The sequence below is a fragment of the Vibrio sp. 10N.261.55.A10 genome (assembly GCF_041470825.1).
GTDB lineage: Bacteria > Pseudomonadota > Gammaproteobacteria > Enterobacterales > Vibrionaceae > Vibrio > Vibrio crassostreae_C.
In genome coordinates this window covers 1-15,382 of sequence record NZ_JBFRNC010000048.1, presented here as the reverse complement: position 1 = coordinate 15,382, position 15,382 = coordinate 1, and the positions used below count along the sequence as shown (strand labels likewise).

At 43.5% G+C, this 15,382-nt stretch carries 12 protein-coding genes and 1 other annotated feature; of the genes, 5 read left to right on the top strand and 7 right to left on the bottom strand.

The window, feature by feature from the left end; all coding sequences use genetic code 11:
• Positions 1 to 262 precede the first annotated feature (262 nt).
• Entirely contained in the window at positions 263 to 2,212 is a 1,950-nt protein-coding gene (gene sltY, locus AB4274_RS15230) for a murein transglycosylase (RefSeq protein WP_102321444.1), read from the top strand.
• 172 nt (positions 2,213 to 2,384) lie between these two features.
• Entirely contained in the window at positions 2,385 to 2,678 is a 294-nt protein-coding gene (trpR, locus tag AB4274_RS15225; protein WP_017059358.1) for a trp operon repressor, read from the top strand.
• Positions 2,679 to 2,806: 128 nt separating this feature from the next.
• Here trpR and yjjX read toward each other — a convergent pair whose 3' ends face one another.
• The 6 genes from yjjX to AB4274_RS15195 all read right to left on the bottom strand — a co-directional run bounded on the left by yjjX (position 2,807) and on the right by AB4274_RS15195 (position 10,476).
• Complete coding sequence (gene yjjX, locus AB4274_RS15220; RefSeq protein WP_017062855.1) at positions 2,807 to 3,328, bottom strand: inosine/xanthosine triphosphatase; 522 nt, start codon at positions 3,326 to 3,328, stop codon at positions 2,807 to 2,809.
• Entirely contained in the window at positions 3,291 to 5,669 is a 2,379-nt protein-coding gene (locus tag AB4274_RS15215) for a putative bifunctional diguanylate cyclase/phosphodiesterase (protein WP_372112537.1), read from the bottom strand. The genes yjjX and AB4274_RS15215 overlap by 38 nt, the downstream gene beginning before the upstream one ends.
• 333 nt (positions 5,670 to 6,002) lie before the next feature.
• Entirely contained in the window at positions 6,003 to 7,178 is a 1,176-nt protein-coding gene (pheA, locus tag AB4274_RS15210) for a prephenate dehydratase (RefSeq protein WP_017059361.1), read from the bottom strand.
• A gap of 12 nt (positions 7,179 to 7,190) precedes the next feature.
• Positions 7,191 to 7,312, bottom strand: a sequence feature (Phe leader region).
• A gap of 110 nt (positions 7,313 to 7,422) precedes the next feature.
• Positions 7,423 to 7,758 (bottom strand): ribosome hibernation-promoting factor, HPF/YfiA family, encoded by a 336-nt coding sequence (gene hpf, locus AB4274_RS15205; protein WP_004735034.1) that lies wholly within the window; start codon positions 7,756 to 7,758, stop codon positions 7,423 to 7,425.
• Between the two features lie 424 nt (positions 7,759 to 8,182).
• On the bottom strand, positions 8,183 to 9,607 hold the full coding sequence (locus AB4274_RS15200) for a lytic transglycosylase F (RefSeq protein ID WP_346762950.1): 1,425 nt from the start codon (positions 9,605 to 9,607) through the stop codon (positions 8,183 to 8,185).
• A gap of 140 nt (positions 9,608 to 9,747) precedes the next feature.
• Entirely contained in the window at positions 9,748 to 10,476 is a 729-nt protein-coding gene (locus AB4274_RS15195; protein ID WP_017059363.1) for an outer membrane protein assembly factor BamD, read from the bottom strand.
• A gap of 137 nt (positions 10,477 to 10,613) precedes the next feature.
• Here AB4274_RS15195 and rluD point away from each other — a divergent pair, with 137 nt between their 5' ends.
• From rluD to clpB, 3 genes are all read left to right on the top strand, one after another.
• Positions 10,614 to 11,588: a 23S rRNA pseudouridine(1911/1915/1917) synthase RluD gene (rluD, locus tag AB4274_RS15190; protein WP_017059364.1), complete on the top strand. Its 975-nt coding sequence runs from the start codon at positions 10,614 to 10,616 to the stop codon at positions 11,586 to 11,588.
• A gap of 2 nt (positions 11,589 to 11,590) precedes the next feature.
• Positions 11,591 to 12,331 carry a peptidoglycan editing factor PgeF gene (gene pgeF, locus AB4274_RS15185; protein WP_372056314.1) on the top strand — a complete coding sequence of 247 codons (741 nt, stop codon included), beginning with the start codon at positions 11,591 to 11,593 and terminating at the stop codon, positions 12,329 to 12,331.
• Between the two features lie 142 nt (positions 12,332 to 12,473).
• On the top strand, positions 12,474 to 15,047 hold the full coding sequence (clpB, locus tag AB4274_RS15180; protein ID WP_372112536.1) for an ATP-dependent chaperone ClpB: 2,574 nt from the start codon (positions 12,474 to 12,476) through the stop codon (positions 15,045 to 15,047).
• Positions 15,048 to 15,081: 34 nt separating this feature from the next.
• Here clpB and AB4274_RS15175 read toward each other — a convergent pair.
• Positions 15,082 to 15,382 (bottom strand): hypothetical protein (locus tag AB4274_RS15175; RefSeq protein WP_372112535.1); only part of this gene is annotated, 301 nt, incomplete at its 5' end.

The window sequence follows — 15,382 nt, the reverse complement described above, 5'->3', positions numbered from 1 at the left end:
GCCGATCGATCCTAATTATTGTTCAAAATTGTCTGCTATTTTATACCAATATCCTCAAAGATGTTACTCCTAGGGCAGAAAAGCCACTCTTGAACTAATCCTTACCTATTATTGTCACATTGGTCATTAAAACTATATTTAATGGGCTTCTGAGGCGAAGTGTTAAATATTAATAATATTTACACTCAAATCCTTTACATTTGATGTGATGTCGGGCGTAAATAGACTTCACGTATTCATACACGCACTAAGGAAAGAGCGAATGTTTTTCCGCATTGGTAATACGAAAATTGCTGTGGCTGCATCGGCAATTTTGTCTTCGGTTTCACTGGCTCCGGTCGCTATGGCTAGCAATGCATCCGAGCTTGAAATGCAGCGTGACGTTTATGACAAAGCGCAAGAGGTTTTAGACAGCCGTGATCTAAAAGCTTACTCCGCGCTGCGTAACAAAATTCAAACATACCCTTTAACACCTTACACCGATTATCGGGCCTTTCTGATTGGCTTAGGTGATCGCACACCTGCTGAGGTCGATGCTTTCATTGAAGAGAACAAGGCATTGCCTTTCTCCAATCGAATGCGCGCACCTTATTTGGACTCATTGGCTTCTCAAAAACAGTGGAAGACGATCCTTGAGTTTCAAACCAAAGAGCCTGTCGGTGAAAAATACCAATGTATTTATTATCGAGCGCATTACGAGCAAGGTAACCAAGAACTTGCCTTTAAAGGAGCTAAACAACTTTGGTTGAGTGGTAGTGGTGTTGATGACGCTTGTGACCCTTTATTTAAAAGCTGGGATCAAGCTGGGCTAAGAACTGATGAGCTGATTCTGGATAGAATGCTGCTAGCGTTCGAGGGCCGTAACGGTAAGTTAATGAGCTATCTGATTAAGCAATTGGATCATGATGAGTCAATTGCTCAAGCGAAGCAGATGAAGGCGTTGTACAACAAGCCTGAAAATGTACTCGCGTTTGCTAAAAAACATCCAGCGAATGAATTCTACCAAGCTCAAACCGAGTTTGCTTTCGAGAAGCTAGCAAGGAAATCATCAAGCAGTGCTCAAAAGGTGTTTGATGATGTCATCAAGGCTCAGAAGTTTTCGAAAGAGAAATCTCAAGAGCTCGCTGATTACCTAACGTTTCGTCTGATCAACACCGACTCTGAAGAGTTAATGGTGTGGCGCGACAAAATGCTCGCGAGTTCATCAAAGCAAGTTCTGCTGGAACGACGTGCTCGCTTAGCAATTCAACATGCCGATTGGACGGGTTTGAAAGAGTGGATAGCGCGCTTGGATGATAAACATCAGGCTTCGCTTCGTTGGCAATATTGGCAGGGCAGAGCTGAAATCGCGACGGGCGATACTGACAAAGGCAATAAGCGACTGTCAGATATCTTGGGTCAGCGTAATTTCTACAGTGTGGCTGCGGCTAAGCAGTTAGGTAAGCCAGTTCAATATCCAACATCGACACTTAAATACAATGCTGAAACAGTGAAGCCATTCGACACCTCTTTGGTGCGTATTGGTGAACTGATTGACCGAGACAAAATTGCGGCAGCGAAAAGTGAATGGCGCTGGTTACTGACCAATGCAGATAAAGAGCAAAAAGAGATGCTTGCCGCTTACGCTGCGACACAGCGTTGGAATCACTTTACCGTAACAGCGAGTATCTCTGCGAAGATGTGGGATAACATTGCGCTGCGCTTCCCTGTTGCTCATAAGTGGTGGTTTAACTTCTACGCTGAAAAGCACGATCTCGATCCAATCACTTTGATGTCTTTAGCAAGACAAGAGAGTGCGATGGATTCAGAAGCTCGCTCTCCAGTTGGCGCGCGTGGCATTATGCAAATTATGCCCAAGACGGCGCAATACACAGCGAACAAACATAAGATTAAGTATCAGGGCAGCGATGATCTTTATGATGTCGGCAAAAACATTGAGATTGGCAGTCACTACTTAGATGGTTTACTCGCTCAATATGATGACAACCGTATCTTTGCGTTTGCGGCTTATAATGCTGGACCTAGCCGTGTGAAACAGTGGCGTTCACGCAGCGATGAAAAGCTCGATGCCTTTGCATTTATCGAAATGATCCCATTCAAAGAGACACGTGGCTACGTTCAGAATATCTTGATGTTTGAGACCTACTATCGAGATATCTTGGGTGAGAAAGGGACGTTTTTAGCGCCCCATGAGGCAAAAACGAAATACTAAGCCTTCGGCATTTGGCCCGAAACTGAGTAAGAATAAAGGCAGTGAGTGCGAACCATTTCCACTTACTGCCTTTTTACATTGGATCGCATCAAGTGTTTCGGTATAAAGTGTTAAACGCTTTCAATCGTTAAGCGACTCTTTAAAGTCAGAATTTAAAAGTAAGTGTAGAGATATGGCATCACAACCTGAATATGATAATTGGCAACAACTGATGGACTTGGTAAAGACGGCTGTCGAAAAAGATCAGCACGAGCTGTTGTTGACTATGATGATGACACCAGACGAGCGAGATGCTCTGGTTGCTCGAATTAATATCTTCTGTGAGCTGATGAAAGGCGATATGTCTCAACGACAGGTGAGTCAAATGCTGGGCGTAGGCGTAGCGACGATAACCAGAGGCTCAAATGAGCTAAAGGCCAAATCTGAGCAAGAGAAAGTCGTGATCGCCGACCTATTGCTAAAGTAATAATGGAATTAAGCTATCACGCGATAGTATGAATACGAATTCGATAAAAAACGCTAACTGGATGTTAGCGTTTTTTGTTTCTGAAGATTGTTCTTGGAATCTTTTGAAGTTTAAGGAAGCCTCAAATACTAAATAGGAAAGTGTTCAGGATTCACAAATGGGATCAGAGCCAAAATTAAAGCTTGATGATAGACCGAACTGCGTGACAATTGGTTATGTGTCAGTAGGCCAATGGCACCACCTTTCTGTTTGATATTGTCGGTACCAAACACTTCATCCATCACATCCCCTAACTCGTTTGCATGCTCTAGTTTCTCAAGCACGGCTGGTGGCAGCATCAGACTTGCTGAACGAGACTCGCCACGTTGGCCATTCGTTTCGATCACCATCCAGGCAAAGGTGACGTTTGTTTCTATTCCCGCTTCTAGACCAACATAGAAGTCTGCATCAGGCTGAGCTTGAGTTGCGTTGTGAACTCGATTCACGGCACCTTGATAGGTTTCATCATTGCTCATCGGTTGATCGGCGACACCACTAGGGACGCTGATGCCTTGGAAATCAAATTCAGTATCAGGAAAAGCAGATAAGAACGCACTTTTAACGGCGTTGATTTTAGCTGGGTTCAGCGATGCGATGATTACAGATTTCATGTGTCGGATTCTTTTTGTTGTCGATTAGATTGAGTTGATGTTGTCGGTACCAGTCACTCAACTCTTCTAGTGGCATGGGTTTACCAAAGTAATAGCCTTGCAGCATATCGCACTGTGCATCCTGTAACCACTGGTGCATGTCTTGAGTTTCAATCCCTTCGGCGGTGACCTTCTTACCCTGAGCATGACACAACCCGATAACTGGTTTTACGATGTTCTGGTTATCGGTTTCAATTAAGGTATCCAAAAACGCTTTATCCAATTTAATTTTCTGAGTTGGATACTGCACCAGTTGAGTGATAGAGGTGTAACCGGAACCAAAGTCATCAATCGCCAGTCGATAACCCATGCATGACAGCTCATTCAGCAATGGGAAGCCTTCTGAGTTTGAGTAAAAGGTTTCAGTGATTTCAAAATCGATTAGGCTTGGTGGAATTCGATTTAACTCCGCGTGTTCTTTAATGAAACCCGCAAGGTGAGTGGTTTCAATGCCAGCAGAAGATAAGTTGATCGACAATTGAATCGAGTGATCAAATTGAGTCTGAAGTCGATGGAATGAAGCAAACGCATTCTGTATTACCCAGCGGTCAACATGTTCGAACAGCCCGGTTTGTTCGGCTATTGGAATGAACTCATCCGGTGGAACCAAACCAAGTTGCTTTGAATTCCAACGTAATAACACCTCAACGCCAATAACATCAGTCCCGGTAGAATCCATGTAGGGCATGTAAACGAGCCTGAATTCATCATCAAAATTCTTACCTCTAAGCGCACGTTCAATGTCTGCTTGGCGCTGAATGGCTTTGTCTAAATCCCGTGAATAGTCAGCAAATTGGTTTTTACCGGCACGCTTGGCTTGGTACATCGCAGTATCCGCGTTGGACAGTAGCTTCTCGATTGAGTTGCCATCATTAGGGTAGGTCGCAATACCAATACTGACCGTGATCGGAAAGCTGCCTGATTCGGTGACAAAACCTTTTTGCAGTGGAGTCAGTAAATCATTCGAGAATCGATGCGCGACATTTCCTCGGTGACTAGGAGCGTTAATGTAGACAACGAACTCGTCTCCAGAAAGTCGGGCTGGCATACAATGAGCGTCGAATTCCTCTTTATAATGACGACAAATATCTGAAATACGCTGAGCAAAAGAAACCAGAATCGAGTCGCCGATTTGATGCCCGTATTTGTCGTTCACAAACTTGAAGTTGTCCAAGTCAAAATAGAGAACCCAGGTTTCGGTATTCGAACTCGGTTTTGGCAACGATTGCTGAACGAAGGTTTGAAACTGATGCCTATTGGCTATTTGGGTTAACTGATCATTTTCGGCCAAGAGCTTGGTTTGCTGGTAGGTGTTGTCTAGCTCTTGGTACATGTCATAAAAACGCTGTGATAAGCGGCCAAGTTCATCACGAGTGCCTAAGCGTTCAATGTTCTTACGTTGTTTTTTTTCGACTTGCTGTAGCTGTCGATCGAGCCGTGTTATTGGAGTAATCACAGTGCGAGACAGAAGCATGAGTAGCAGAGCGACAGTCACAAACGCAGACAGTGCAAACGACAAACTCAGCTTGTTCCAAATCGAATCGAGCTTGTTTTCCAACAGGAATTGCGCCGGGTCGACCGTGGCGTACAGTTCTGGTGCAAGCTTGACTGAGTGGGTGACATCATTTTCCAAAGAAACCGCTATGGATGTGAAGAACAAACTGGTTTGGTAGTCGAACTCTATTTGTTTTCGCAGCGCATTAAATTTGTCGAGAGAGACAGAGACAACAACAAAGAACACATCGTCGGGTTGATTGCTTGCGGTTGGGAAAATCGCTTTTCTGTCTACCTTGTCATAGTGAACCAACATCCCTTCGCCTTGGGAGTTTTGAATATAGTTGGTACTCGATGTTGCTAGGGTGTCTTGATAGTGCTGGTCAACATACTCCAATATCTTACTGTCGATCTGAGTGCGTGAGTCATTGCTATTATCCGCGTAATAACGCAGTTTTCGAACACCATTAAGAAGTGCTAAACCTGTATAGCTTTCATCGTCATCTTGCAGGAAATGAATGGCTTCTCGAAGGTTACTGACCAGTTCAAGATCGCGAGATAGATTTTGGTCAGTGAGAAAATAACGCTTCACCATATCACTCTGGGTCAAGGTGTAAGAGTAGCTATTGAGGAACGAACGAGATTGGCGAAAGTATCCGGCTAGTTTTTCCATGTTCAGTTGAAGTGCGTTGTCTTCGCGTTTGATGAAACTGCTTTTTTGCGTCGAATAAATAATATAGCTAGAAGCCGCGGTACTGATCAGTATCACAGGGGCTATTAGTAGTAAGATTTTAGTACTTAGCTTCATAGTTAATGACAACACTATTTATAAATTAAGCGCATAAGTTTATGTTACTTAATGCTTACTCGCTATTAATTATACGTAGTTCGATGATTTCCTGTGAAGGGGGTAAGGTTTTGTCTTTATTGATAAAAAAAGCCACTAATGAGTTTTTGTTAGAAAGGCTCAAGTAGTGGAGAGAGTAAGCGTGCCGAATGTGCGAAACAAGTGAATTGTGTTTCAGGCATGCTAGGGTGAGTTTTCTTAGCGAGAATAGTACTCGACTAGAGGGTGATTTAAGTATTTGGCCTGCTGTAGGCCAAATACTTATGTTAGCTAAAAGCTGATACTCACTTTCAGCTATGACAACTTAACTTGAGTCGCTTTGATGTTCTCACTTGGGTAGCAACCCAACACCTTAAGGTGGCGAGTAATGGCTGTTAGTTCCGTTATCGCTTGTTGCATATTATCTGAATCCAGATGCGCCTCTAAATCGACATAGAACATCTCTTCCCAAGGGTTACCCATGATAGGACGAGATTCTAGCTTAGTCATGTTGATGCCTAAGCGTTGCAGGATCAGTAGTGTTTCTACCAAAGAACCCGCCTCTTGAGATGTCGACATGATGAGCGTTGTTTTCGCTGGTATTTGAGTCGATACTTCAACAGGCTTACGCGCCACAACGATGAAACGAGTGTGGTTCTCTGTTTGGTTTGCAATATTGCTCTGGATTGGCTGTAGTCCATAAAGCTTACCGCTCGATGCATTACCAATAGCAGCTACGTCATTACCACCCAATTCTTTAACTTTTTTCATTGCATCAGCGGTGCTTGCGCAAGACTCAAGGTTGACACCCTTAAGGCGGCTCAAGAACTCACTGCATTGTTGATGAGGTTGTGGGTGCGAGTAGAGTGTTTTGATGTCTTCTAAACGGATATCACTTTTAGCAACAAGGCAGTGCTCAATCGGTTGAGAAAGTTCGCCAACAATGTATAGAGTCGTATGCTGTAACAGGTCGTAGACCTCGTTAATTGACCCTGAACTGGTGTTCTCAATCGGCAGGACACCGTAGTCGGCATGGCCAGACTCTACTGTTGATGCGACTTCTTTGAAGTGATTACAGTTCAGCTCAATCAATTCCATATTCTTGCGGCTGAAGTATTCGCGGCTCGCAAGGTGAGAATACGATCCCTTAGAACCTAAGAATGCAACGCGAGCCAATGGTTTACGGCTTTGCGGGTTCGCTAGGTTTTGTAAGTATGACTGTTGTAGTAAAACGGAATCTTCGATGATGGTGTGAAACAGCTTGGTAATGTACTGCGCATCAAGTTCGTATTTATCTTTGCCGTTGTTGATCAGCTTAACTAATAGTTGTTGTTCTCGTACTGCATCACGAACTGGTTTTGATGTCTCTACTTTGCTTTTAGCGACTTCGATACTTAGCTTGCGACGCTCTGAAAGTAACTTCAGGAGTTCGTCGTCTAAATCATTAAGACGAAGGCGGATATCATCCAGTGAAATTGAGCGGTCAGTCATAAATGTGTCCTTATAAAAAAGCCTCCCTAGTGTGGGAGGCTTCTTGTTCGTTTTTGACTTGTTTTTCTAAAACGACTTAGCCTCCGATTTACGGAAGAAAAAAGAAGTCAAAAATAAACAAAGATTGAGTGTGCATAAAAAGTGATTGTTTTATGAATGTTTAAACACAATAAGCAAGCGAGCTACGAGCGTCAAGCAAAAAAATAGCGCCCTGAGGCGCTATTTTTTAATCTGTTCTCTTTCCTTATTCTACTTCAGCTTCTAGCTCTTCGATTTCAGGCTTTTCAGCGCGGCGCGCTTCTGGTTTATGGCGTAGCTTGTTGAGTTGACGCTCTAGTTTTTGTTCTACTTCGTTGATCGCTACGTAGAGGTCGTCATGGATTGATGAAGCAACAAGTTGGCCTTTTGGTACGGTTAGTACCGCTTCAAATTTCTTCTTCTTGTTTGGTTCTTCGCTAAAGCTCGCTTGGCAGCCAATGATGTCTACTTGCCATTTATCTAGCTTTTTAAATTTGCTTTCTATGTGATCACGGATTGCAGAGGTAATGTCGATGTTTTTACCAGTGATGTTCATTTTCATAGAAGTTTTCCTCTGTTGTATCCCTCATGGGTTAACTTCAGATTACGACTTTTAGGAATAAAGAATGTGATCTAGATCTTGTTTTGGTTGGGTGGGATAAGCATTAAAATCAAATGTGATCTTACGCAAGTCTTAGTATCTTTTTGGCGAAAAATGCTTGTTATCCTTATGAAAAACGATAACTTGGAGGCAAGGCTTCGCTAAAAATTAAATCAGTTTTTAGGGGCGTCCTACAGCCTATGGAAAGTGCTTGATTGAAATTTACTCAATAGTGTTTTGTGATATAGGTCTTGTAATATAGGTCGCTACATAAGCTTCTTCAGAATTAGATAAACAAAAGCCGCATAAGTATTCTTATGCGGCTTTTGTGTTTTTTAGCTTTACCTAATACCTTTGGCTCCCCAGCTCTGGGATGGAGGCGATCCTAGTCGTTAGTGTTCAGTAATCTCGCTGTGCCGTCCTCTCGGATAGCATTGATAGCTTGTAATTGTTTATAGATTACGAAGTAACGATTGATGTTGGCAACATAGGTTACGGGTTCTTTACTCACGTATTTGCGAGTGATGATTTCTACGTTTTTAAACCAGATGTTTGGGTTGTAACCTTTCTGCTTGGCAATGCTCCTCATCTTTCTGATCTTAGCAGGACCAGCGTTGTAAGAAGCCAAGGTAAAGTAGATTTGATTGTCGGGTGATATTGCCGGGTCGTCAAAATATCGGTCTTTGATAAAGCGCATATACTTCACACCCGCATGGATGTTGTTATCCACCTTATGGATGTTCTTGATGTTGACGTTTTTATCTTTGGCGGTACTCGGTAATACCTGCATCACACCAATAGCCCCGCGATGAGAAATCCGGCTCTGATCCAGTCCTGATTCTTGGAAACCTTGAGCTGACATCATCAAAGGATCAAATTCATACTTGCTCGAATACTTTTCAAAGACATCTGAGAGTTTAGCTACTCGGTCTACTTTATTGGGGTTGAGTGCTCGGCCTAACCAGCGAGTATTGTCGATGTATTTCTGGTAGATGACATTCCCAAGCAGGGTGCCTGTTCGTGCGGTCTTGACGTATTTGTTTATCTCTTTCTTCAGTTGAGGGCTGTCTTTTCTTAAAGCCCAAGCAATACGACCATTTTCTCGTAAAGGTAAGTCGTTATGGACTTGAATGTTTTCCATTACATCGATCCAGAGCTTGGCTTTATGGTTATCCAGAATTGTGCCTTGTATATAACCTTGGTTAACCAGTTCTATCAGCTCGTAGTCTTGTAATGACTCCTCGATAAAGTGGACATGCAGTGGTGGTAAACCTAGCTCGTTAAGCTCCTTATTGACTCTTTGTACACTCTCGAAGTAACTCGAGCTTGCTCGTATCCACACCTCTTTGCCACTCAATTGCTTGATTTCGGTGATAGGTTCGGCCTTTTTCCCTGTGATAATGAGTTCTTTACCATCTTTAATCATCGGATCCGAAAAATCGATGGTTCGTAATCGTTTATCGGTGATCGTTAGGTTAGCGACAGCGACATCACCATAGCCAGACTCTAAAGAGGGAAGTAGATCATCTCGTTGCACGGGGATGACTTGAACATTGAGGTAGGGATGTTTCTTACGAAGGCTTTTCTCAAAGTGGTAGAGCATTTCTGCCACGATGCCTTTTGGCTTGCCATCCTCGATGTAATAGAAACCAAGATCGGCAGACACTAGCACTCTAACCGTTCCTTTGGTTTTGAGCACATCCAAGTCACCCATGTAAGGCTTATTGCTTAATGGAGACAGTTCTAATGCGTAGGATAAGTGGCTAAATAGCGATATCCAGATAAATAATAACAACCTACTCACATCCACACTCCATGTTGATGTTTTGTTAAAAGTTATCTTTTGAAGATACCGTGTATTATGCGATCCATCAAGTTTGCGATATGTAGATGAAAAAAAGCGCGCTAGTAAATTAGCGCGCTTTTAGGATTGAGATGTAAGAGGTTTGATTAAGGTAGTGGGTTTAACTCAATCAACTTTTCTGTTCTTAACACAGCGTCATCTAGGCCGAGTTGTTGATAAGCTTTTAGCTGGATATCTAAAGACTTACGCGCAGCAATGGTGTCTGGGTAAGTTTTTTGCAGCTCTTGCGTTCTGTTGATCGCAGCAATCCAAGCTTCGCGGCGTAGGTAGAAATCAGCGGTTGCTAAGTCATACTCTGCTAGGCGGTTCTTAAGTGCGAACATGCGTTTTTGTGCATCTTCAGCATAAGGGCTACTAGGGAAACGTTCGAGTAGTCGCTTGAAGTCAGCAAACGCAAGTTTCACTGGTTCAGGATCTCGGTCACTACGGTCGATATTAAAAATATCGTGCATGAAGTTTCGGTCTTGCGCCATGTGCGTTAAGCCGCGCATGTAAAGAACCCAGTCTTGTTTCTCATGCGTTGGGTTCAAACGTAGGAAACGTGAAATGGTAGCGAGGCCAAGTGCCAAGTCATCATTTTTGTAGTAAGCGTAAATCAGATCGAGCTGTACTTGCTCAGAATAGGCGCCGAATGGGTAACGTGAGTCTAGGGCTTCTAGCTTTTCTATTGCTGAAAGCCAGCTACCGCTCTGCAGTGATTCTTGAGCGTCAGAGTAGAGAACCGATGGTGGTACATCTGGCACTATCTCTTCACTACTTGAACAACCAACCAAGAGTGATACGGCTAATAGACCCGATAAAGTAAGGTGTTTCATGTCAGGCGTCGATTCCTTGAATTAAATATTTCGTAAGCTTCCGTTACTTTCTAACCAGTAACAGATACAATGATGCAATTATTCTATTTTATCCATACTAATGGGTATTAGTCTCACGGTTTTTAAAAAAGTTCGATATGGCTCAGCAGATCACATTAACAGACACAGTAAAAAGCAGCCAGTTAGGTCAACGTTTAGACCAAGCTGTCGCTGAACTATTTACCGATTTTTCTCGCTCTCGCATTAAAGAGTGGCTTCTTGACGGCAAAATCCAAGTGGATGGCGAAGTTATTACAAAGCCGCGCGTTAAGGTTTTGGGCGGTGAAGAGATCATCTTGCAAGCTGAACTTGCAGATGAAGAGCGCTGGGAAGCACAAGATATTCCTCTAAACATTGTCTACGAAGATGATGACTTATTGGTTATCAATAAGCCTCGCGATCTGGTTGTACACCCAGGCGCAGGCACACCGGATGGAACCATACTAAACGCATTGCTTTTCCATTACCCACAGATTGCAGAAGTACCTCGTGCAGGTATTGTGCACCGTCTTGATAAAGACACAACAGGCCTTATGGTTGTAGCTAAAACGGTTCCAGCTCAAACTCGTCTTGTGCGTGCGCTTGCTAAGCGTCGTATTACTCGTGAGTATGAAGCAATTGCAATTGGCAAAATGACCGCTGGTGGTGTGGTAGAAAAAGGCATTAGCCGTCACGCAACTAAGCGTACTCTAATGGACGTAAATGAATTAGGGAAACCAGCGGTAACTCACTACCGTGTTGCTGAGCACTTCCGCGAGCATACTCGTATTCGTCTACGCCTAGAAACGGGTCGTACTCACCAAATCCGTGTTCACATGTCATACCTTCAGCACCCGCTGCTAGGTGACGTTGCATACGGTGGCCGTGCTCGTATTCCAAAAGGTGCATCTGAAGAACTAACAACAATGATTCGTTCTTTTGATCGCCAAGCACTGCACGCCGTTATGCTTAAATTTGTTCACCCAATTACAGGTGAAGAAGTTGAGTTCCACGCTCCTGTGCCAAATGACATGGTTGTGATGGCTGAAGCGTTACGTGTTGATGCTCGCGAAAACTTGGAAGACGACATTTAATCATGTCGATGATCATCCCTAACTGGAATGCACCAAAAAACGTGAAAGCATTTGCTTCGACACGTTTTGATGGTTTTTCTACTGGTGCGTATCAAGGATTAAACCTAGGTACGCATGTTGGGGATGATGCTTCTCTTGTTGAAAACAACAGAGCCTGGCTCAAGCAATACGCTAATATGCCTGCCGCTCCGGTATGGCTACATCAAACTCACTCAACAGATGTCGTTACGGTTTTACACCCTACGGCAGATATTCTTGATGCTGACGGTACGTTTACCACAGCTAAAGGTGTTGTTTGTTCTGCGATGACAGCCGATTGCTTACCTGTAATCCTTACTGATACCAAAGGCACTCAAGTTGCAGCTGTTCATGCTGGTTGGCGTGGTCTTGCTGGTGGAATTCTTGAAAATGCCGTCGCAAAGTTTTCAAACTTAGGTTCAGAGAATAAGATCATTGCTTGGCTTGGTCCTGCAATAGGCAAACAAGCTTTTGAAGTAGGCGATGATGTGTTGGAAGCTTTCGTTAGTTTTGACTCTCAAGCTAAGCTTGCATTTGAAGCCAAAGCTGAACCGGGCAAATGGCTAGCGAATATGTCTCAGCTTGCAACGCAAAGACTGAACAAAGTTGGTGTCACTTCTGTTACAGACTCCAATCTATGTACCTTCGCTGATGCGGATGCGTTCTATTCTTATCGTCGTGATGGTATTACTGGACGCCAAGCTACTTTTATTTGGTTAGAGTAACCTTTAGTTAGTGCAACCAGTCATCCAGTTCATTTATATTTTTATATCAGCTCTATTCTTCATTCTTATCCCTTGAAAATCCGCGTTACCGTATCCATCTTCTAACCATAAGATAAACATATCTAAGAGTAGGAAGGTTGGCATGCGTCTCGATCGATTCACTAGTAAATTCCAAATTGCGATATCTGATGCTCAGTCGCTCGCATTAGGTCGTGATCACCAATATATAGAACCTGTGCACCTAATGGTGTCTTTGCTTAATCAAGATGGTAGTGCAATTCGTCCATTGCTCACCATGCTGAATATTGATGTGGTTCAATTGCGTTCTAAATTGAGCGAAATATTAGACCGAGTGCCTAAAGTAAGTGGCATCGGTGGTGACGTTCAGCTATCGAATGCGATGGGAACGCTGTTTAACCTGTGTGATAAGGTCGCGCAAAAGCGTCAAGACAGTTATATATCTTCAGAAGTATTCCTACTGGCTGCTATTGAAGACAAAGGTCCTTTAGGAAACCTACTTAAAGAGCTAGGTCTTACCGAGCAAAAATTATCTCAAGCTATTGAACAAGTCCGCGGTGGCCAGAAGGTCGATGACCCGAATGCGGAAGATAGACGCCAAGCACTCGAGAAGTTCACCATTGATCTGACCGAAAGAGCAGAGCAAGGCAAGCTAGATCCTGTTATTGGCCGAGACGACGAAATCCGTCGCACTATCCAAGTACTTCAACGCCGCACCAAGAACAACCCTGTCATTATCGGTGAACCAGGTGTCGGTAAAACAGCGATAGTCGAAGGTTTGGCTCAGCGTATTATTAACAATGAAGTACCTGAAGGTTTGAGAGGCCGACGTGTACTTTCGTTAGATATGGGCTCTTTAATTGCCGGTGCTAAATATCGTGGTGAATTTGAAGAACGTTTAAAATCAGTTCTTAATGAATTATCGAAAGAAGAGGGCAATATCATTCTCTTCATCGATGAAATTCACACCATGGTCGGTGCGGGCAAAGGTGAAGGCTCTATGGATGCGGGTAATATGCTGAAACCTGCATTGGCTCGTGGTGAACTTCACTGTGTAGGTGCAACCACACTCGATGAATATCGGCAGTATATAGAGAAAGATCCTGCGTTAGAGCGTCGATTCCAAAAAGTGATAGTCGATGAGCCAACCGTGGAAGACACGGTCGCAATTCTCCGCGGTTTGAAAGAGCGCTATGAACTTCACCATCATGTAGAAATTACTGACCCTGCGATTGTCGCGGCGGCAACCTTATCTCATCGATACGTTTCTGATCGCCAATTGCCAGATAAGGCGATTGATCTGATTGATGAAGCGGCTTCGAGTATCCGTATGCAGATCGACTCAAAACCTGAGTCGTTAGATAAGCTCGAGCGTAAAATCATTCAATTGAAGATCGAGCAGCAAGCTCTTACCAATGAAAATGATGAAGCCAGTGAAAAACGCCTTCGAACATTACAAGAAGAGCTTTCTGACAAAGAACGAGATTTCGCAGAGCTTGAAGAAGTGTGGAATGCAGAGAAAGCCGCGCTTTCTGGCACGCAACACATCAAGTCAGAGCTAGAACAAGCTCGTATGGATATGGATTTTGCGAGACGTGCTGGTGATCTTAACCGAATGTCTGAATTGCAATACGGTCGAATCCCAGAATTAGAGAAGCAGTTAGATCTTGCGACTCAAGCTGAAATGCAAGAAATGACGCTGCTGCGTAATAAGGTCACTGATGCAGAAATTGCAGACGTGCTATCGAAGCAAACAGGCATACCTGTTTCTAAAATGCTAGAAGCCGAGAAAGAGAAGCTTCTTAACATGGAAGGTGTTCTACATAAGCGAGTTATTGGCCAAGCGGAAGCAGTCGAAGTGGTATCGAATGCGATTCGTCGTAGCCGTGCAGGTTTATCTGATCCAAACAAGCCGATTGGATCTTTCTTATTCCTTGGTCCAACTGGCGTTGGTAAAACGGAGTTGTGTAAAACACTCGCGAACTTCATGTTTGATAGTGACGATGCAATGGTGCGTATCGACATGTCTGAGTTTATGGAGAAACACTCTGTTGCTCGTTTGGTTGGTGCTCCTCCGGGTTACGTTGGATATGAAGAAGGTGGTTACTTAACAGAAGCAGTGCGTCGCAAGCCTTATTCAGTGATTTTGCTAGATGAAGTAGAGAAAGCGCATCCTGATGTTTTCAATATCTTATTGCAGGTGCTTGATGATGGACGCTTAACTGATGGACAAGGTCGTACAGTCGATTTTAGAAACACGGTAGTGATCATGACATCCAACCTTGGCTCTTCGAGAATTCAAGAGAACTTCAATACGCTCGACTACCAAGGAATAAAGAATGAAGTGATGGAAGTGGTAGGTAAACATTTCCGTCCTGAGTTTTTGAACCGAGTTGATGAAAGCGTGGTGTTCCATCCATTGGGTCAAGAGCACATTCAGTCGATAGCCGCTATTCAGCTTGAGCACCTTAAGAAGAGAATGGAAGACAATGGTTATGAGCTTGAAGTTTCGGATAAAGCACTCAAGTTAATTTCTCAAGTTGGTTTTGATCCAGTATATGGTGCACGACCTTTGAAAAGAGCGATTCAACAAAGTGTCGAGAACCCGTTAGCGAAAGCGATACTGGCAGGAAAAATTAATCCAGATAAGAAAGTGCAGCTATTAGTAAACAACGACCGCATTATTGCTCACCAATAGTTGAAGTAAGAACGGTAGGTACGATTGGCCGAAATTAAGGCTTAATCGTACCTATTTTAAACGCTTTGTGTGAATAGTGTTCGAACGGTCGCCGGTGGCGGCTTTTTTTCGTTTTTAGCCTTGTACAAAGGATTATTCTCTCTATAATGCGCCTCCGTTGCCAAGGATAACCAAGCGGTTTGAACTGAGTAACAAGACGGTGATAAGCATTTAAGATGCTTTGAAAAATTAGCTGGAAAAAGTGTTTGACACTGGAATCTAATCCGCTAGAATGGCCGTCCACTTCGAGAGGCTCCTTACTAAAAGGAAGGCTCAACAAGCAAAGCTCTTTAACA

Coding starts and splice junctions, on each gene's coding strand:
- sltY (WP_102321444.1), top strand. CDS start 263: ATGTTTTTCCGCATTGGTAATACGAAAATTGCTGTGGCTGCATCGGCA.
- trpR (WP_017059358.1), top strand. CDS start 2,385: ATGGCATCACAACCTGAATATGATAATTGGCAACAACTGATGGACTTG.
- yjjX (WP_017062855.1), bottom strand. CDS start 3,328: ATGAAATCTGTAATCATCGCATCGCTGAACCCAGCTAAAATCAACGCC.
- AB4274_RS15215 (WP_372112537.1), bottom strand. CDS start 5,669: ATGAAGCTAAGTACTAAAATCTTACTACTAATAGCCCCTGTGATACTG.
- pheA (WP_017059361.1), bottom strand. CDS start 7,178: ATGACTGACCGCTCAATTTCACTGGATGATATCCGCCTTCGTCTTAAT.
- hpf (WP_004735034.1), bottom strand. CDS start 7,758: ATGAAAATGAACATCACTGGTAAAAACATCGACATTACCTCTGCAATC.
- AB4274_RS15195 (WP_017059363.1), bottom strand. CDS start 10,476: ATGAAACACCTTACTTTATCGGGTCTATTAGCCGTATCACTCTTGGTT.
- rluD (WP_017059364.1), top strand. CDS start 10,614: ATGGCTCAGCAGATCACATTAACAGACACAGTAAAAAGCAGCCAGTTA.
- pgeF (WP_372056314.1), top strand. CDS start 11,591: ATGTCGATGATCATCCCTAACTGGAATGCACCAAAAAACGTGAAAGCA.
- clpB (WP_372112536.1), top strand. CDS start 12,474: ATGCGTCTCGATCGATTCACTAGTAAATTCCAAATTGCGATATCTGAT.